Annotated in this window: 16 protein-coding genes; 2 read left to right on the top strand and 14 right to left on the bottom strand. The window is 69.9% G+C overall.

The features are described 5' to 3' along the window. Genes AB0L65_RS54705 through AB0L65_RS54680 form a run of 6 tightly spaced genes read right to left on the bottom strand, consistent with a single transcriptional unit; the run spans nt 1 to nt 5,980 of the window. Nucleotides 1-981, bottom strand: a complete 981-nt coding sequence (locus AB0L65_RS54705; RefSeq protein WP_364264197.1) for a hypothetical protein — start codon at nt 979-981, stop codon at nt 1-3. Beyond that, nucleotides 978-2,243, bottom strand: coding sequence for a DUF4910 domain-containing protein (locus tag AB0L65_RS54700; RefSeq protein ID WP_364264194.1), 1,266 nt, complete (start codon nt 2,241-2,243; stop codon nt 978-980). The genes AB0L65_RS54705 and AB0L65_RS54700 overlap by 4 nt, the downstream gene beginning before the upstream one ends. Beyond that, complete coding sequence (locus AB0L65_RS54695; protein WP_364264191.1) at nt 2,240-3,256, bottom strand: SDR family oxidoreductase; 1,017 nt, start codon at nt 3,254-3,256, stop codon at nt 2,240-2,242. The genes AB0L65_RS54700 and AB0L65_RS54695 overlap by 4 nt, the downstream gene beginning before the upstream one ends. Further along, the gene (locus tag AB0L65_RS54690) at nt 3,256-3,903 is read right to left on the bottom strand and encodes a PIG-L deacetylase family protein (RefSeq protein ID WP_350733522.1); all 648 of its coding nucleotides are present in this window, start codon (nt 3,901-3,903) and stop codon (nt 3,256-3,258) included. The genes AB0L65_RS54695 and AB0L65_RS54690 overlap by 1 nt, the downstream gene beginning before the upstream one ends. Further along, entirely contained in the window at nt 3,900-4,679 is a 780-nt protein-coding gene (locus AB0L65_RS54685; protein ID WP_355206657.1) for a sugar phosphate nucleotidyltransferase, read from the bottom strand. The genes AB0L65_RS54690 and AB0L65_RS54685 overlap by 4 nt, the downstream gene beginning before the upstream one ends. After that, nucleotides 4,676-5,980, bottom strand: a complete 1,305-nt coding sequence (locus AB0L65_RS54680) for a class I SAM-dependent methyltransferase (RefSeq protein WP_363981195.1) — start codon at nt 5,978-5,980, stop codon at nt 4,676-4,678. The genes AB0L65_RS54685 and AB0L65_RS54680 overlap by 4 nt, the downstream gene beginning before the upstream one ends. Here AB0L65_RS54680 and rfbC point away from each other — a divergent pair. Continuing rightward, nucleotides 5,979-6,536 (top strand): dTDP-4-dehydrorhamnose 3,5-epimerase, encoded by a 558-nt coding sequence (gene rfbC, locus AB0L65_RS54675; protein WP_350733516.1) that lies wholly within the window; start codon nt 5,979-5,981, stop codon nt 6,534-6,536. The two genes, AB0L65_RS54680 and rfbC, sit on opposite strands and share 2 nt — an antisense overlap. Then, nucleotides 6,530-7,360, top strand: a complete 831-nt coding sequence (locus tag AB0L65_RS54670; RefSeq protein WP_364264188.1) for a glycosyltransferase — start codon at nt 6,530-6,532, stop codon at nt 7,358-7,360. Before rfbC ends, AB0L65_RS54670 begins: the two co-directional genes overlap by 7 nt. Here AB0L65_RS54670 and AB0L65_RS54665 read toward each other — a convergent pair. The 8 genes from AB0L65_RS54665 to AB0L65_RS54630 form a co-directional block, all read right to left on the bottom strand. Continuing rightward, nucleotides 7,357-11,169, bottom strand: a complete 3,813-nt coding sequence (locus AB0L65_RS54665) for a LamG-like jellyroll fold domain-containing protein (protein ID WP_364264185.1) — start codon at nt 11,167-11,169, stop codon at nt 7,357-7,359. The genes AB0L65_RS54670 and AB0L65_RS54665 overlap by 4 nt on opposite strands. Nucleotides 11,170-11,237: 68 nt before the next feature. Further along, nucleotides 11,238-12,353: a hypothetical protein gene (locus AB0L65_RS54660; RefSeq protein WP_364264182.1), complete on the bottom strand. Its 1,116-nt coding sequence runs from the start codon at nt 12,351-12,353 to the stop codon at nt 11,238-11,240. Further along, the gene (locus tag AB0L65_RS54655) at nt 12,350-13,129 is read right to left on the bottom strand and encodes a WecB/TagA/CpsF family glycosyltransferase (RefSeq protein WP_364264179.1); all 780 of its coding nucleotides are present in this window, start codon (nt 13,127-13,129) and stop codon (nt 12,350-12,352) included. The genes AB0L65_RS54660 and AB0L65_RS54655 overlap by 4 nt, the downstream gene beginning before the upstream one ends. 52 nt (nt 13,130-13,181) lie before the next feature. Next, nucleotides 13,182-14,117 carry an endonuclease/exonuclease/phosphatase family protein gene (locus AB0L65_RS54650; RefSeq protein ID WP_364264176.1) on the bottom strand — a complete coding sequence of 312 codons (936 nt, stop codon included), beginning with the start codon at nt 14,115-14,117 and terminating at the stop codon, nt 13,182-13,184. 8 nt (nt 14,118-14,125) lie between these two features. Next, entirely contained in the window at nt 14,126-14,977 is an 852-nt protein-coding gene (rfbD, locus tag AB0L65_RS54645) for a dTDP-4-dehydrorhamnose reductase (protein WP_364264173.1), read from the bottom strand. A 25-nt stretch (nt 14,978-15,002) separates the two neighbouring features. Then, complete coding sequence (rfbB, locus tag AB0L65_RS54640) at nt 15,003-15,929, bottom strand: dTDP-glucose 4,6-dehydratase (protein ID WP_364264170.1); 927 nt, start codon at nt 15,927-15,929, stop codon at nt 15,003-15,005. Beyond that, the gene (locus tag AB0L65_RS54635; protein ID WP_350733503.1) at nt 15,926-16,993 is read right to left on the bottom strand and encodes a glucose-1-phosphate thymidylyltransferase; all 1,068 of its coding nucleotides are present in this window, start codon (nt 16,991-16,993) and stop codon (nt 15,926-15,928) included. Before AB0L65_RS54635 ends, rfbB begins: the two co-directional genes overlap by 4 nt. A gap of 2 nt (nt 16,994-16,995) precedes the next feature. Then, complete coding sequence (locus AB0L65_RS54630) at nt 16,996-18,450, bottom strand: sugar transferase (RefSeq protein WP_364264167.1); 1,455 nt, start codon at nt 18,448-18,450, stop codon at nt 16,996-16,998. Nucleotides 18,451-18,719 lie beyond the last annotated feature (269 nt).

The raw sequence follows: 18,719 nt of genomic DNA, 5'->3' as shown, positions 1-18,719 counted from the left end.
CTAGCTAGGCTCGCTGATCCGCTCCAGCCAGATCTCCCGCCAGAACGGGACGAACGCGCGGGGGCAGTTGGACTTGTAGACGCCGTCGCAGATGATTCCTTCGAGCGCGATGCAGGGGTTCTTCATCTCCAGCATCTCGCCCGTCTTCTCGTCGATGCAGCGCTCGACGCGGGCGCTCACGCGGGCGACGCGGCCGCACGAACGCGCCATGTCCTCCTCGAAGCCCAGCCCGCGGTTGAACCCCTTGGCGTTCAGCGTGGCGATGATCTCGTCCCTGGACTTGATCCGCACCAGCTCACCCGGCTGGAGGTCGGTCGTTCCCGTCGGCGTGGGGCCGGCGTGCGGGCCCGGCCGTACGAAGCCCCAGGCCAGGCCGTCCTTGATGCGCAACCATTTCGGGAACTTCCTGGACACGCGCTGGTAGCGGTTGAACAGCCCGAAGAAGAGCGTGCGGAGGGTCGGTCCGACCCCGGCGTTGCCCACCTGGATGTCGGTGACGTACTGGCTCATGTCCCGGAACGGGAGCCGTTCCGGGGCGGCGCGCAGCAGCTCGGTGGCCTGGCAGCGGAAGCGCTCCTTGCCCTCCGGCCCCGGCTCCCGCCGGGTGTTGACCTCGAGGATCGGCAGCAGCGGCCGCTCGGGACGGACGGACGGCTCCGAGGTGGGCGGCCCGTCCACCCGCTTGAGCCAGGCGGTCTTCCAGTAGAGCAGGCAGGCCGTCTGGCAGCCGCCGTGGGCCGACCCGTCGCAGCGGGAGCCCGTCAGATGGACGGCGTCCTCCATGCGCCGCATCCCGGTTCTGGTCATCGTGTCGCAGAGCTTGTTGGCCACCTTGTGAACGGTGAGCCGCTGCCCGCAGAATCGCAGCATCTCCGGCATGAAAGGGAGGCTGTCCAGCTCCCCCTTGTCATCGAGCGTGGTGAGGATCTCTTCCGCACTGAGGACCTCGACCACGTCGCCGACTTTCAGCGCCAGGTTCAACCCATCCACTCCTTCACCAGGCCCGCGTTCTGCAGGGCATGAGCCGCGTCCGCTATTGCCTGGAACGGCAGGTTCGACCGTTCCGCGATGTCCAGGAGACCGTTCAGCCCGTCGGAAAGGCTCAACACCCACAACATCGCCATCTGCGCTTGTTTCGTGTCACTGCGCCCGCCGAGTGACCCGTACAGGCCCCGGGCCCCCAGCTGGGGCTCGCCGTACGGGCTGAGGTTCTGGTAGCGGCGGTTGCCCTCCAGAACCCGCACGGCCGTCCACAGCGTCTCAAGGGTGTCCTCCATCGCCTCGGGACGCACGAAGTCGGGATTGTCAGCCGAGGTGTGATATTCCGGGTATCCGCCGTACGGCGTCCTGGTCAACGAGCCGACGGCGAGGTTGAACCCCGGCGAGCAGTACTGCCGCTCGTCGTAGCCGTACGGGGAGAAGTCCAGGACGGTGTGCGGCCGGTCCTTCAGCACGTGCGCGAAGACCTGGTCGATCTCGGCGTCCCCGCGCCTGCTGCGCTTGTAGGTGATCGTGCCGCTGTCCCCCGCGCAGGCCAGGGTCACGCCGTGCCTGATCCGGTCGGTGCGCTCCCGGTTCAGGGCGAGCCAGGTGATCGCGCCGATGGTGCCGGGCGCGAAGATGAACCGGTAGGTGTACCAGGGGTCGGACAACCGCTGCGCCAGGGCGACGGCCACCGCCACGCCGGCCAGGTTGTCGTTGGCCAGCGAGGGATGGCAGACGTGGCAGGAGATCAGCACCTCCTGGGAGCTGCTGCCGGGGATCACGTACTCGCCGTAGGTCAGGTACCCGTCGGCCAGCGTGGAGTCGATCCTGACCTCGTACGGGCCGTCGGCCATCCCGTCCAGGGTGTTCTGGCTCAGGCAGAAGCCCCAGGTCTCGGCGTAGTAGCTGGTCCGGTACGGGATCAGGTCCGGCTGCTCGGGCAGGGTGTGCAGGTGCCCGCGCAGCTCCTCCAGGGACATCGTGGCCTCGACCGGCACGCTGTATCCCACGACGTGCAGGTTGGAGTCCTGGAAGTCGACCACCTTGTTCCCATCGGCGTCCTTGATGGAGGCGTCGCGGATGTTCCACTCCCGGGGGATCGTCCAGTCGAGGACCTTGGTCCCGGTCGGCACCTGGGTGATCTCCAGCGGGATCGACTCGCCGATGATCTCCAGGGTCTGCCGCAGCCCGTCGCCGGTGATGCTCCGACACAGCGGGTAGAGCCGCCGTACCAGAGCGTGCATTTCCGCGCCGGTCATGGGCGCAGGGTGTCGTCGACGGTGCCGGCCTCGCGCCGGTCGGCGAGCCGGGCCAGCCGGGTGAAGCGGCGCTCGAAGTCCTGCTTCGTCAGACCGTGCTCGCGGTAGGCGTCGATCAGCTCCACCGCGCCCGCCTTGACCGTCCAGCGCGCCTCGTAGCCCAGCTCGGCCCTGATCCGGGAGAAGTCGACGCGGTAGGAGCGCGGATCGGATCCCGTCTCGCCGGTGATGCTCAGCGTCGATCCGGGCACCGCGGCGACGACCTCGGCCGCGATCTCGGCGACGGTCACGTTGTTGACCTCGGTGCCGACGTTGAAGGCCGTCGTGTGCACGGCTTCGCGGGGCGCGACGAGAGCGGCCGCGAAGGCGTCGGCGATGTCCCTGGCGTGGACCAGCGGGCGCCAGGGCGTGCCGTCGGACAGCACCCGGACCTCGCCGGTCAGGTGCGCGTGGCCCACCAGGTTGTTCAGCACGATGTCGGCGCGCAGCCTCGGGGAGAACCCGAAGGCGGTGGCGTTGCGCAGGAACACCGGCGTGAAGTCGTCGTCGGCCAGCGTGACCAGGTCGTCCTCGACCCGCACCTTGGACTCGGCGTACGGCGTCACCGGCCGCAGCGGCGCGTCCTCGTCCAGCAGCTCCTCGCCGCCGGACGCGCCGTAGACCGAGCAGGTGGAGGCGTACAGGAAGCGGCGCACGCCCGCCTCCTTGGCCAGCCGGGCCAGCCGCACCGAGGCGTGGTGGTTGATGTCGTAGGTCAGGTCGGGCGCGAGCGCGCCGAGCGGGTCGTTGGACAGCGCGGCCAGATGGATCACCGCGTCGAATCCCGCCACGTGTTCGGGACCCGCGTCACGCAGGTCCACCGCGTGCGCCTCGACCTTCTCGGGCGCCGGGCCGAGCAGGCAGTCGGCGAACAGGCCGGAGTCCAGGCCGACCACCACGTGCCCGGCCTCGGCCAGCATGGGGGCCATCACGGTGCCCAGGTAGCCCTGGTGGCCGGTGAGAAGTACCCGCATCAGTTCTCCAGATCGACGGTGAGCTTGGAAACGTGGAACGCCTCGGCATAGCGCGCGTGGCACTCGATGCCGCGGATGCGGGCCAGCCCCAGGAACGCCTCGCGGTCGTACCAGGGCCGATGCCGCTGGGAGGCGTAGTGGCGCTGGAGCAGATCGACCTTCAGCTCCGCCACCTCCTCCGTCAGCGGCTGGAAAACGGCGGGCGCGGCGAGGTCGCCGTCCCATTTGACGATCTCGTAGCCGAGCGTCAGGTGGTCGCGGAAGGCCGTGGGCACCAGCTTGGCCAGCCCGCGGTGGTCCTGGTGGGCGTCGCCCCGCCAGGGTGCGAAGATCAGGCCGGGGTCGGTACGGGCGCGCAGCTCCTCCACCGCGGCCTTGGCCTCCTCCCACCTGGCCGGCAGGTAGCCGTCGGGCAGCTTCAGCACGGTGACGCGGAGCTCGGCGCCCGGGCAGAAGTCCGCCAGCGCCGCGCGCTCCTCGTCCTCGCGCTCGGTGCCGCCGCCGGACAGCACCAGCGCGTCCACGCGGATGCCGGGACGGGCGGCGCAGACCGTCAGCAGGCTGCCGCCCGCTCCGATCGCCAGGTCGTCACAGTGCGCGGCGAGCGCCACGATGCCGTCGAGCCGCCCCGCGCGCAGACCGATCACCGGGACCGTTCCCAAAGGGCCCACGGGCGCTCGCCCCGGGAGTAGGCCTCGTCCAGCTCCATGCGCTGGTTCACGGTGTCGGTCGGCCGCCAGTAGCCGCGGTGCGGGTAGGCCAGCAGGCGTCCGCGCTTGGCCAGCTCCACGCAGCCGTCGGCGACCAGGTCGCCGTTCTCCGGGATGTGCTCGAAGACCTCCTGGGTCAGCACGAAATAGCCGCCGTTGACCCACACCGGCATCTCGCTGACCGGTGAGATGCCGCCGATCAGGCCGTTCTCGCCCACGTCCACGCAGTGGAAGGTCTGGGACGGCGGCACGACCATCATCGAGGCGGCCGCGCCCGACTCGGTGAAGCGGTCGATGATGTCGGGCAGCGGCGCGTCGGTGAGCACGTCCGCGTAGTTCGCGAGGAACATCTCGTCGCCGTCCAGGTGGTGACGGACGCGGCGCAGCCGTTCGCCGATCGGGGAGTTGGTCCCGGTCTGCACGAACGAGATGGACCAGTCGGAGATGTCGCTCGACAGCAGCTCGACCTTGCCGCCGCGTAAGACGAAGTCGTTGGACGTGGCTTCCTGGTAGCCGAGGAAGAAGTCCTTGATGTGGTGGGCACCGTAGCCCAGGCACAGGATGAACTCCTTGTGCCCGAAGTGCGCGTAGTAACGCATGACGTGCCAGAGCAGCGGCCGCGGGCCGACGAGCGCCATCGGCTTGGGCACCTCGCCCGGCACACCCGTACGCATGCGCGTGCCGAAGCCTCCACAGAACAGGACAACCTTCACACGACCTCCAGGTGTGGGATCGGGAAGACCAGACGGCCTCCCCATTCGTGCACATAGGAGAGCTGAGCGGTGAGCTCTTCGCGCAGGTTCCACGGCAGGACCAGCACATAGTCCGGGCGATCTTGAGCGATGCGCTCCGGAGCGGCGATGGGGATCCGGGTGCCCGGAGTGAATCTGCCGTGCTTGTAGGGGTTGCGGTCAACCGTGTAGGCCAGCAGGTCCTGGCGGATGCCGCAGTGGTTGAGGAGCGTGTTGCCCTTTCCCGGCGCGCCGTAGCCGACGACCGTCTTGCCTTCCTCCGCGGCGTCGATCAGGAAGCGGAGCAGGTCGCGGCGGACGCGTGCGACCCGGTCGGCGAACCCGGCGTAGCCGGACAGATCATGAAGTCCGGCCGCCTTCTCCCGCGCGAGCACGTCGAGCACCCGATCGGACGGGCTCCCCGACGGCCTGGCCCACAGCCGGATGGATCCGCCGTGGGTGGGCAGCAGCTCCACGTCCACCAGCGTCAGCCCGCCGGAGGCCAGCGCCCGCTGCGCGGAGGCGACCGTGTAGTACTGGAAGTGCTCGTGGTAGATCGTGTCGTACTGGTTCAGCTCCATGAGCGTGAGCAGGTGCTGGACCTCGATCGACACCCACCCGTCGTCGGCCACCAGGGCACGCAGGCCCTCGGTGAAGCCGACCACGTCGGGGATGTGCGCGTAGACGTTGTTGGCCACCACCAGATCGGCCGGCCCGTGCTCGGCCCGCACCGCGGCGCCCGTCTCCGGCGTCAGGAACGCGGTGAGCGTCGGCACGCCCTTGTCCTTGGCCGCCTGTCCCACGTTGGCCGACGGCTCGATGCCCAGGCACCTGATGCCGCGCTCGACGACGTGCTGCAACAGGTAGCCGTCGTTGCTGGCCACCTCGGCCACGAACGACGGCTTCAAACGTTCCACAGCGGAGTCGACGAACTGCCGTGCGTGTTCCACCCATGAGGCGGAATAAGACGCGAAGTAGGCGTATTCGGTGAAAGTTTCTTCCGGTGTGATCAGCGGCGGTATCTGCGCCAGCCAACAGCTGGTGCAGACCCGCAGGTGAAGTGGATAAGTGAGCTCGGGCTCGTCGAGCTGTTCCGCGGTGAGGAAGAGCTCACAGGGCGGAGTCGCCCCCAGATCCACCACACCGACCAGGTCGGCCGAACCACACAGCCGGCACGATGTCCTCAACAATGGGCCCCACCCGAAAATGACAAGATTTCCCCCTATGGCAAACCCACAGCCGTACTTCGGGTGGGCGCCAAGGAGTGTTACAAGTATCTTCATGAAGCACCTGAGCATCAGTGGAGCATTTGTCTACACCCCCCGCATCCACAGCGATCCGCGGGGCGACTTCCTGGAAAGTTTCCGCGCCGCCGACCTGCGGGAGGCGCTGGGGCAATCGATGGACCTCGCGCAGGTGAACTGTTCGGTCTCCAGACGCGGCGTGCTGCGCGGCGTCCACTTCGCCGACGTCCCCCCGGGCCAGGCCAAATACGTCATGTGCGTCTCGGGCGAGGTGCTCGACGTCGTCGTGGACGTGCGCGTCGGCTCCCCCACCTTCGGCCGGTGGGAGGCGGTGCGGCTGAACGACGTGTCGCGCTGCGGGATCTACCTCTCCGAGGGCCTCGGGCACGCCTTCATGGCGCTCAGCGAGTCGGCCACCGTCCTCTACCTCTGCTCCACCACCTACGATCCGGCGCGTGAGCACGGCGTCCACCCGCTGGACCCGGATCTCGGCATCGAATGGCCGCTCGACGGGGAGCCGATCCTCTCGGCCAAGGACGGCGCGGCGCCCACGCTCAAGCAGGCTCAGGAAGCGGGGATACTCCCATCGTGGTAAGTGTCGTGATACCGGCCCACAACGAGGCCAAGGTGATCGGCCGCTTGCTGGACGGCCTGCTCCGGGAGGCCACGCCCGGCGAGTTCGACGTCGTGGTGGTGGCCAACGGCTGCACCGACGGCACGGTGGCCGCGGCGCAGCCGTACGACGTCCGCGTCGTGACCACGCCGGTCCCCTCCAAGCGCGAGGCGCTGCGGCTGGGCGACGAGGCGGCACGCGGATATCCCAGGCTGTACGTGGACGCCGACATCGAGCTGAGCACCGCCTCCGTCCGTGCGCTGGCCGATGTGCTGGCCGCGCCGGACGGGCCGCTCGCCGCCGCGCCCGAGCGGGAGCTGGCGCTGGCCGATCGCCCGTGGCCGATCCGGGCCTACTACGCGATCTGGACGCGGCTGCCGCACGTGCGCGCCGGGCTGTTCGGCCGGGGCGTCATCGCGGTGAACGACGAGGGCAACGCGCGGATCCGCGCCCTGCCGCCGGCGATGGCCGACGATCTGGCCGCCTCGCTGGCGTTCACACCGGATGAGCGCGTGATCGTGGCCGGCGCGCGTGCGGTGATCCAGACTCCGCGTACCGTCGCCGACCTGGTGCGCCGCCGGGTGCGTGCCACGACCAGCGTGAGCGAGCTGGAGCAGGCCTCGGCCACGGCCGGGGAGCGCACGGGCATGCGGGACCTGCTGGCCATCGTGGCCGGAGACCCGCGCCTGGTGGGCGCGGCGGTCGTCTTCGTCATGGTGGCGGTGCTGGCCAGGCGGAGAGCCGCCCGCGCGATCCGCGCGGGCGACTACACCACCTGGCTGCGTGACGAGAGCAGCCGGGACTAACCGACCGGCGTGTTCATGTCGGTGGTGATCTCGGCCGCGGTGAGTGCCTTGTTGTAGACGCGGACCTCGTCGATGAGGCCGCTGAAGTACTCGCCGGAGCCGCTGTTGCCACCGATCCGCAACGGACTCGTCCCGGTACGCAGGTTGCCACCCGTCGGATTGGTGGCGACCTGCGCGCCGTTCACGAACATCCGCAACGTCGACCCGTCATACGTCGCCGCCACATGACTCCAGGTGTTCAACGGCAGGTTGCTCGCCGCAGGAGCATTGGCCCCCGACGACGTGTAGATGAACGCCGCCGGGCCGCTGCTCCCGCTGCCCATGATCGCGTAGGCCAGGTCGGCGCCGAACTCCTTCATCAGCACCGTCCGCCACCCCGAGACGTTGTCCGGCCGTACCCATGCCTCCAGGGTCATCCCGCCGGTCAGCCGCAACGACGCGGAGTCGGCCACCGTCACCCAGCTCGACGTGCCGTTGAACGACAGCGCCTGGCCGTACTTGCCGGCCGACCAGGAAGCCGCGGTGGCCGTGCCGTTGTTGCCGTTGCCGGAGGCGTCGGCGACGGCGGTGCCGTTGCCCGTGTTCATCCCGTAGGCGGCCACCAGCCCGCTGACCGTGGGCGGCTGGGTCACGGCGGCCGACGCCTCGTTGGACGACGGGCTGGTGTTGCTGGACCCGTCGAAGGCCACGACGCGGTAGTAGTACGTGCCCGCCGCGACACCCGCGTCGGTGAACGAGGTGCTCGCGGTCGAGCCCACCTGGTTGGCGCCGGACGGGGTGAACCCGGCGGTGGCGGACCGGTGGACGGTGTACCCGGTCACCCCCACGTTGTCGGTCGAGGCCGTCCAGGTCAGCTGGGCGCTGCCCGGGCCGCCGGTCGCCGCCAGCGAGGCCGGTGCGGTGGGCGCCTGGGTGTCGGGCGGTCCCGGCTGTCCGACGGGGGTGTTCATGTCGGTGGTGATCTGTGCCGCGGTGAGTGCCTTGTTGTAGACGCGGACCTCGTCGATGAGACCGCTGAAGTACTCACCCGAACCGCTGTTGCCGCCGATCCGCAACGGACTCGTCCCGGTACGCAGGTTGCCGCCTGTCGGGTTCGTGGCCACCTGCGTGCCGTTCACGAACATCCGCAACATCGACCCGTCATACGTCGCCGCCACATGACTCCAGGAGTTCAACGGCAGATTGCCCGCCGCCGGCGCATTCGCCCCCGACGACGTGTAGATGAACGCCGCCGGGCCGCTGCTCCCACTGCCCATGATCGCGTAGGCCAGGTCGGCGCCGAACTCCTTCATCAGCACCGTCCGCCACCCGGAGACGCTCGTGGGCCGTACCCACGCCTCCAGGGTCATCCCGCCGGTCAGCCGCAACGACGCGGAATCGGCCACCGTCACCCAGCTCGACGTGCCGTTGAACGACAGCGCCTGGCCGTACTTGCCGGTCACGTTCCACGCGGTGTTCGCGGCCGTGCCGTTGTTGCCCTTGCCGGAGGCGTCGGCGACGGCCGTGCCGCCGCCCTCGTCCATCGCGTAGGCGGCCACCAGGCCGTCCGGCGTCTGTGACCGCTGGTAGGTCGCGGTGTAGGTCGCCGCGGTGGCGGGCGCGGTGAGGTTGTGGCTTGCCGCGCCGCCGTCGGACCAGGAGGTGAACGTGTGGCTGAAGCCGTCGGCGCTCTGCGGCGAGGGCGCGGAGACCGAGTTGTGGGAGCCCGCGATCACCGTCCGGGTGAAGGGGGCGACGGTCTGCTCGCTGTTGAAGCCGAGCTGCAGCCCGGTGGGCGCGGTCTGGAAGGTCAGGTTCACCGTCTTCGGCTGGAGTGTCACGCTCTTGGTGTCGGTGAGGCCGTGCGCGTCCGTCACGGTCAGCCTGAGCTCCAGGTGAGCGGGGTATTCGTGGTCCGGCGCGGCGAAGGATCCGCTCGCGCCGGTGAACGTGGTGATCTCGTGCTCGTGGCAGGTGCCGGGGCAGTGATGCATGATCAGCTTCCAGGACATCCGCGACCCCGGGATCGTGCCGTCCTGGGCGTCCGTGCCGGTGCCGGAGAACGCGATCGTGTCCCCGACCGCCCAGGTGAGGGCGGCCGACGGGGAGTTGATGGTCGCGGTCGGCGCCGTGTTGCCCACGTTGATCGTGACGGTGGCGTCCCCCAGGCCGCCGCGCCCGTCGTCGGCGCGCAGCTTCACCACGTAGGAGCCCGGCTGGGTGTAGGTGAAGGACGGGGTGGCCGAGGTGGAGTCGTCGAAGTCGCCGTCGCCGTCCAGGTCCCACCGGAAGGTGAGCGGGTCGCCGTCGGCGTCCGCGGATCCGGCGGAGGTGAAGTTCACGGCGAGCGGCGCGTTGCCCGACGTGGCGCTCGCGCCGATGACCGCGGTCGGCGGGGTGTTGTTGTAGAGGTAGCGGATGATCTGCCCGTTGGTGAAGTCGACCGCGAAGAGGTCTCCGCCGGGGCCGGTCTGCAGCTCCACGGCGGGCATGCCCGAGTCGAACGTGGTGATGGTGGCCGGGTCGGGCAGGCCGTTGGCCCCCTTGGTCATGACCCAGACGCACGATCGGCTGTAGTCGGAGAAGAACATCGCGCCGTCGTAGGCGTCGGGGTAGGGGCCGCCGCTGTAGAAGGCCACGCCGCTGGAGGAGGAGCCGCCGGACGGGCATGGGTCGTTCGGCGCGGGCTTGGAGCCGTGGTTCCAGGAGAAGTACGGCTGCGCGTGCGCCGCGGCGCCTTCCGCGTAGAGGTTCTCGCAGAGGGTCAGGTTGAGGTTGTCGTAGCCGCCCTGCCTGGCGGCGCCCTCGTAGCAGGGCCAGCCGAAGTTCTTCACCGGGCCGGTGGGGTCGGCGATCCGGTTGATCTCCTCCCACGTGTTCCAGCCGACTTCACCGGCCCAGACCTCGCCGGTGCCCGGCCGGATGGTGAAGCGGAACGGGTTGCGCTGGCCGTAGGCGATGATCCTGGCCACGTTGGGGTCGCTGCTGCCGGCGTTGGGGTTGCCGGGGGCGGCCGCGCCGGTGTTCGGGTCGATCCTGATGACGGTGCCGTTGAGTGCCGCGGGGTCGCCGCCGGTGCGCGGGTCCTGCGAGCGCAGCGCGCCGCCCTCGGCGGCCGGCGGGCTGAGCGCCGTGCCGACCGGCGACGGCGGGTCGCCGCACGGGTTGTCCGGGGTGACGTCGGAGCTGGTCAGGTTGTCCTGGCCGTAGTCGGCGAAGTTGAAGCTGGCACCGTCGCCGCCGCTGGCGTAGAGCATGCCGTCGGGGCCGAACTTGAGGTCGCCGACGGAGTGGCTGGGGTGCTGCTGGCACCAGTCGGTGATCAGCGGGGTCTCGACGACCGAGCCGCCCGAGGGCGCCAGCGAGGATAAGCGCCCGGTGATGAGGCACCCGTCGCCGGTGGCGCCGGGCGGGGTCGGGCAGGGGTCGGCGCTCACGCCCGCCGTTCCCCAGCGCGGCGCGGTGCCGCCGGGCACCGCGTCGTAGGCGTACAGGACGTAGATGCGCGGGTCGGCCGGGAAGTTCGGGTGCAGGGCCATGCCGAGCAGCCCGCGGTCCCAGAAGTTGTGCACCTGCGTGCGCAGGTCGGCGTAGATCGCCGGCGTGGTGTCGGTGATCGAGTCGAAGACCTTGATCAGGCCGCTCTTCTCGGCGACGAACACCCGGCCGTCCGAGGCGAACTCGATGTTGGTCGGGTTGGTCAGTCCGCTGAAGACGACCTGTCTCTGGAAGCTGCCCGGTAGCGCCTGCGCCGCGGACGGTGCGATGAGCGTCAGGCCGGTGGTGAGTAGCAGGACGGAAAGGAGCGCATGGCGAAGCCGCCTCAACACGAGAACCCCCTTGAGCCGAAACTCCCCCGAGCCCTGAACTCGATCTATCGCACCGAATCAGGCGGAAGTCACGAGGGCTGTCCACAAGTGGACAGCCACGCGTACAGCAACCACCCCAGCTCGTACGGCCGGCACTCCCGATCGACGGCGACCGGCGGATAGATCCGGTCCAGCACGCCGAGGCGCATCCCCTGATGCACTCCCGTGGCCACGGCCCGCACCCCGCGCACCAGTTTGCGGGGATCCGCCCTGGCCTCCTTGCGCCACGTCAGAGCGAGCTCTTCGAGCACGAAGGACGGCCGCTCGATCATCCAGTCGAGCCCCTTGGAGATCTCCGCCACGTAGGCGGTGCCCCCCGAGTCGGCCAGGTCGAGCAGTGCCATCGGCCCCATCGACAGCTGATGGACGCTGTAGACCGGATAGCCCTCGACCACCGACCCGGTACGGGCGTCGTAGTGCCACCACCACTCCCCCTGCGGGCCCTGCGCGTGGCAGATGCCCTCCGCCACCTGCTCGGCCGCGCGCAGCGCCTCGGCGTCGCCGGTGGCGGCGTGCAGCCGGGCCAGCGCCTGCAGCGGGTAGACCTGGTCGGCGAAGCAGCCCACGTGGGCGCGGTACCGGGGGACCAGCGCCCCCTTGCCGAGCGCGTGCGGGTAGAGCCGGTTGCCCGCCAGCCCGGCCAGCAGCCGCTCACGGGCGCGCTCGGCCCGGCCGTCGGTCACGCCGGCCGCGACCAGGGCGGCCAGCGCCCACGCCGCCTCGACGGTGTAGATCGGGCCGCCCGCGTCCAGCTCCGCGAGCCGGTTCAGCGCCAGATCCAGATCGGCGTGCCCGGCCTCCGCGGCCGCCCAGCAGATCAGCGCGGCGTCGCCGGCCCCCGTCACCTCCGGCAGCCGTTTGATCAGGTTGCCCACCAGGTCGAGGAGGCTGTCACCGGCCAGGGCCGCCCGCTGCCGCTGCTCCGTCAGGGTCCCCACGCCGAGCGCGACGATCGCCGAGTAACGGATGCTGCGCCCTTCCGGCACCGCCGTCCACGTCCCGTCGTCGTTCTGGCGGCCGCGGCGGGTGAACACGAACTCGCCGTCGGCATAGCCCGGCGGCAGCCCGCGTACGGACAGGTCCACCATGCCCGTCACGAAGTCCTGATGTCCGGAGCTCAGCAGAGCGATCCGGTGATCCATCACGTCGTCTCCTCGATCCTGCGTTTGACACCGGCCCGCTCCCGGAGCACCAGGAGCAGGAATCTGCCGTTGGTCCGCACGTAGCGCGGGCCGAGCCGCAACGGCTCCTGCAGCATGCGGTAGAGCCATTCCAGGCCCAGGCGCTGCCAGCGCACCGGCGCCCTGCGGGTGTGCCCGGCCAGCACGTCGAACGAGCCGCCCACGCCGTGGATGATCCGCGCCCGGGTGCTCTCGCCCCACTCGCGGATGAAGATCTCCTTCTTCGGCGAGGTGATGCCGAGGAACAGCAGGTCGGTCTGGGATTCGGCGATCTCGGCGGCGACCTCGGCCGAGTCCTCCACCGGGAAGTATCCGTTGCGCGAACCGGCGATGCCCAGCCCGGGGTAGCGCAGCCGTACCTCTGCCAGCACCCGGGCCAGCACCTCGTCGGTCGCGCCGAGGAAATAGGCGCGGTAGCCGCGCCGGTGCCCCTCGGCCATCAGCTCCGTGAACAGGTCGATGCCCGCCACCCGCTCGGGAAGCCGGTGACCGAGCATCCGCGCCGCCCAGACCACCGCCTGCCCGTCGGCCAGCACGAGATCGCTGTCGACCACGGACTGCCGTAACGCGGCGTCCGTACGCATGTTGACCACCTTGGCGGCGTTCACCACGCCGATGGTGAGCCGCCTGTTCTCCGAGACCGCCGCCACGCACCGCGCGATCACCTGACGCATGGTGAGGGCGTCCAGTGTGGTGCCGAGTATCGTCTTCCTGGAGGCCTGCTCCGGCAACCTCGTCATCCATCCCCCTGGGTGTCCATGACATATCGGTTCCGGCTCCGGAAACGTGACATCACGGGAGGACCAGCTCGGTGAGCGTCGCGCGATGGTCGGTCCGGGGCATCCGCAGGGTCTGGAAGCTCCGGATCGCGATCCGGGGGTCGGCCAGCACATGATCGATGGCCACCTTCGGGAACAACCGCGGCTGCTGGTAATAGGGCCAGGTCATGGCCAGCCCCTTGCCGGTGACGTCGGCGGCGTCCCGGTAGCCGGTGGCGATCAGGTCGCGCAGCACCGCGTGGTCCAGGGTGGAGTTGAAGTCTCCGGCCAGCACCCGCAGGCGTCCTCCGGCGGGTGGCAGGGCCCGGATGCTCGACGCCCAGCACGCCGTACGCCAGCCCTCGGAGGGCGCGCACGCGTGGACCGCGACGAGGTCCACCTCCCGCCCGCCCGGCAGGGTGACGACGGCGGGCAAGTGGCGCGGGCTCTCCACGAAGGCGGGGGCCGCGATCGGCGCGTCCCCCGGCCGCAGCGGGTAACGCGAGTAGATCGCCGCTCCCTGGGAGTCCTCCCCCGGCAGAACGATCTTGTACGGCAGCAGCCGCCCCAGCCCGAGCTCCTCCACCCGTTCCCGCATCAGGTCGGTGAACTCCAGCAGGTGCAGCACGTCCGGCCGCTCACGCTCGACCGCGTCGACCAGATCGGGCGGCAGCACGGAGGAGTGCAGCAGGTTGACGGCCATCACCCGCAGCACCGGGCCGCCGGCGGGCGGGTTGCCCTCCGGGATCGCGCGCGGCAGCACGATGACCGCGAAGGCGACGGTCACGACGAGCGCGGCCGCCAGCAGCGCCCCGGAGCGTAAGAAGACCGCGAACCCCAGCGGCACCAGCGCGAGCACGGCCGCGTACGGCGTGAACGACACGAGCTGGGACCAGACGAACTTCGGCTCCCATCCGCACAGGCGCAGGCCCGCCCACCCGGCGAGGCCCGCGACCATGAGCCACAGCATCGAATCCCTCAGGCGACGCTGCACCGGCGTCCACGCATCAGCACCGGCCAGGCCGCGTGCAGCGCCGCCTGCCAGTGCCGGATCGGCTCCCCCCGGGTGTGCGCGAGCACGCTGTAGGCCGGCCGCTTGGCCGGGCGGGGGAAGGCCTCGCTGGTGACGGGGCGCACGCGGTCCGGGTCGGCGCCGAGCAGGCTGAAGATCTCCTTGGCGAACCCGCACCAGGTGGTCTCGCCCGCGCTGGTGCCGTGGTAGACGCCCGGCGGCAGGTCCGACCGGGCCAGCCGGACGAGATAGTCCGCCAGGTCGGCCGCCCAGGTCGGCTGGCCGTGCTGGTCGTCGACCACGTCGACCGTGGGCCGCTCGGCCGCCAGCCGGATCATGGTCGACACGAAGTTCGCGCCGCCCGCGCCGTAGAGCCAGGCGCTGCGCACCACGTAGTGCCCGTGCTCCAGCGCCGCGTACTCCCCGGCGAGCTTGGTCCGCCCGTACGCGTTGATCGGCCCCGTCGGCGCGTCCTCCGCGTACGGCACCACGCCGTCCCCGTCGAAGACGTAGTCGGTGGAGACGTGCACCAACCGCGCCCCCGCCAGGTCGCAGGCCTCGGCCAGCCAGCGCACGGCATGCCCGTTGACCGCCAGCGCCTCCGCCTCGCTCGCCTCGGCGTCGTCCACCGCGGTCCAGCCGGCGCAGTTGATCACGACTCTCGGCCGGTAGGCGGACACGAAGTCACGCACCGCGCGCCTGTCGCGCAGGTCCAGCTCGGCCCGGCCGAGCGCGAGCACCGGCTCCCCCGTCAATGCCGCCCTGTCCAGGACGTCGGCGGCGAGCATGCCGCCGGCGCCCGTGATGAGCCACCTCATGCCGCCTCCCGGCGCAACCGATCGATCACGAGGTCCACCGGTCCCGGTGCTCGGCGTACCAGCGGACGGTGTCCTTCAGCCCCTGCTCGAACGGGATCTCCGGCCGGTAGCCGAGCGCCCGCAGCTTCGCGTCGTCCATCGAGTACCTGCGGTCGTGGCCCTTGCGGTCCTCGACGTACTCGACCGCGTCCCAGTCCCTGCCGCAGGCCTGGAGCAGGCGGCCGGTCAACTCCTTGTTGGTCAGCTCGGCCGTGCCCGCGATGTTGTAGACCTCGCCGGGCTCCCCCTTCTCGGCCACCAGCCGGATGCCGGCGCAGTGGTCCGCGACGTGGATCCAGTCGCGGACGTTGCCGCCGTCGCCGTACAGGGGGACCTTCCGGCCGCGCATCAGGTTCGTGAGGAACAGCGGGATGAGCTTCTCCGGGTACTGTCCCGGCCCGTAGTTGTTGCCGCACCTGGTGATCGAGACGTTCAGGCCGTAGGTGATCGCGTAGGCGCGGGCGATGAGGTCGCCGCCGGCCTTCGACGCCGCGTACGGCGAGCGCGGCCGCAGCGGCGCGTCCTCGTCCCACGAGCCGATGTCGATCGACCCGTACACCTCGTCGGTCGACACCTGGACCACCTTCGGCACCCCGGCCTCCAGGCACGCCTGGAGGAGGGTCTGGGTGCCCAGCGCGTTGGTGCGCATGAACTCGGCCGCGCCCTCGATCGACCGGTCCACGTGCGACTCGGCCGCGAAGTTCACCACGAGGTCGTGGCCGGGGACGACGCTCCTGAGCAGCTCGGCGTCGCAGATGTCCCCGTGCACGAACTCGTGCCGCACTCCCTCAAGGTTGGCCCGGTTGCCGGCATACGTGAGCTTGTCCAGCACCGTGACGTACATGTCGTGCAGATTGCGGACGAAGTGCGAGCCGATGAAGCCCGCACCGCCCGTCACCAGGATCCGGGTCATGAACTGATCTGTACCTTGCTGTGATCGCCCAGCACGAGACGGTGGGCTCTGGGCGTGTTGGGCGCGGGGGTGACCTCGACGTCGTGGCCGATCAGCGACGACTCGATGCGGCCGACCCCGGCGATGGAGGCCCTGGGCAGCACGATCGAATACTCGATCTCGCTGCCGGTGACGGCGCAGTCGGCGCCGATGGAGGTGAAGGGGCCGACGTAGCTGTCACGGATCCGCGCACCGTGGCCGATGATCACCGGGCCGACGATCCTGGACCGCTCGACCACGGCCCCCTCCGCGACGACCACCCGGCCCACCAGCTCGCTGGCGTCGTCCACCTGCCCGCGTACGCTGGGCTCGACCGACTCCAGGACCAGCCGGTTGACCTCCAGCATGTCGGTGACGTTGCCGGTGTCCTTCCAGTAGCCGGAGATCACCGAGGACTCGACGCGCAGGCCCGCCTCGATCAGCCACTGGATCGCGTCGGTGATCTCCAGCTCGCCCCGCCACGACGGCTTGAGCTCGGCCACCGCCTCGTGGACGGCCGGGCTGAACAGGTAGACGCCGACCAGCGCCAGGTCGCTCTTGGGGCGGGCGGGCTTCTCCTCCAGGCCGACCACCCGGCCGGAGGCGTCGAGCTCGGCCACCCCGAACTGGCGCGGGTCGCCGACCCTGGTGAGCATGATCTGGGCGGCGGGCCGCTCGCGGGCGAACCTGTCCACCAGGTCGTTGATGCCGCCCACGACGAAGTTGTCGCCCAGGTACATGACGAAGTCCTCGTCGCCCAGGAACTCCCTGGCGATCAGCACGCCGTGCGCGAGCCCGAGCGGGGCCTCCTGCCGCAGGTACGTGACCTGTAGCCCGAAGGCCGAGCCGTCCCCCACGGCGGACTCGATCTCCGCGTGGGTGTCGCCGACCACCAGGCCGAGCTCCCTGATCCCCGCCGCCGCGATCGCCTCCAGCCCGTAGAAGAGGACCGGCTTGTTCGCGACCGGCACCAGCTGCTTGGCCGAGGTGTGCGTGATGGGCCGGAGCCGTGTGCCCGACCCCCCGGCGAGCACGAGTGCTTTCACCGCTAGTAAGCCCCTTCTCCACGGGTGACGACGGACCAGGTCTTCCAGAGGATCTGCAGGTCGAGGATGAGCGACCAGTTCTCCACGTACCGCAGGTCGAGGCGTACGGACTCCTCCCAGCTCAGGTTGGAGCGGCCGCTGACCTGCCAGAGCCCGGTCATGCCCGGCTTGACCACCAGCCGGCGGCGGACGTCGGCGCCGTACTGACCCACCTCCTCCGGCAGCGGCGGGCGGGGGCCGACCAGGGACATCTCTCCTCGGAGCACGTTCAGCAGCTGGGGCAGCTCGTCGAGCGAGTATTTCCGCAGGAAAGCGCCTACCCGCGTGATTCTTGGATCGTTCCTAATCTTGAAGAGCACGCCGTCGAACTCGTTCGCTTCCAGAAGCGCGCTCTTGAGCCGCTCCGCATCAACCACCATCGTACGAAATTTCACTACATGGAACTCTTTGCCGCCTTTGCCGACCCTGATCTGGTGGAACAGCGCCGGCCCCTGGCTGGTGAGGCGGATCACCAGCGCGATGGCCAGCAGCGGCAGCGCCAGGAGCAGCAGGGCGGCCGCCGCGACCAGGCGGTCGAAGACGGTCTTCGCGACCTGCTTGGTGCCGTCGAACTCGGGGTGCTCCAGGTGCAGGAGCGGCATCCCCGCGACCGGCCTGATGCTGATGCGCGGCCCGGCCACGTCCATGAGCGCGGGGGCCACGAAGAGGTCGGTGCGCGCGGTCTCCAGGCTCCAGGCCAGCCGGCGCAGCGCGGCCCCGTCCAGCTCCGGGCAGGCCAGCACGGCCACGGCGTCAGCCTGCACGCGCTCGACCACCGTGGCCACGTCGCCGAAGGAGCCGAGCACGGGGATGCCGTCGAGGTCGATGTCCATCGCGCTGTCCGGAAGGCAGGCTCCCACCACCTGCATTCCGTGGTGCGGCTGCCGCCTGAACTGCATCACCAGGTCGAGAATCGACTCCCGGTGCCCGACCGCGATCACCTGACGCATGTAGTCGCCCACCGCTCTCCTTCGGTGGAGACGCTTACGCATCCGGTAGCGGAAGTACAGCGTGGACAGCAGCGCCAGCGGCAGCATCGCCATCACGAAGCTGCGCGCGACCGCGGTCTGCGTCGCGTAGGCCAGGATGGCGACGGTCGCCATCAGACCGACACCGCCGTTGAAGACCGCCTTGAACTCGTCCGTTCCCTCGCCGTTGGCACGCTGCCGGTACGCGCCGCCCATCATGAGCGCGATGGGCCAGGCGGCGATCAGGCCGAGTCCGAGCATGAACTCGACCCACGGTATGAACACCCCGGCGATGAGCCGGATGCCCAGCACGCATACGCATGCCAGCAGTGCGCATGTCGTATCACCGCCTAACAGGAGCCGTAGGTACGCGCGCGTCCAGATGCTCGACGCGCGACGTGGCACGGCCCCGAGGAGCACGACAACGGACTCCCCAGTCCCCACCCTCATAGCACCACCCTGAGAACTCTTGTGCACCGCGATAACAGGACGTTCCTTGAACCACATGGGTTGACATGTCCCACGCACAATCAAGGGCGGCGGCCCCCACTAAAGAGTAAAGATCGATTCCGGTACGGGGAATAACGTCCAATGTCCACAATCGGACGAGGGCTCAGCAGTTGAAGGGCTTGACGGAACGATCCATAAGTGCAGCGGTCTAGCTGGCAAAATGTACGGTTTACGGTGGAATTTCGGCAGGTTGCCGCCGAATCAAGCCG

It is taken from the genome of Nonomuraea sp. NPDC052116 (assembly GCF_040680035.1).
In the GTDB taxonomy this organism is placed as follows: Bacteria; Actinomycetota; Actinomycetes; order Streptosporangiales; family Streptosporangiaceae; genus Nonomuraea; species Nonomuraea angiospora_A.
Note: the sequence above shows the minus strand (reverse complement) of the source record. Positions and strands in the feature narration are given on the sequence as shown.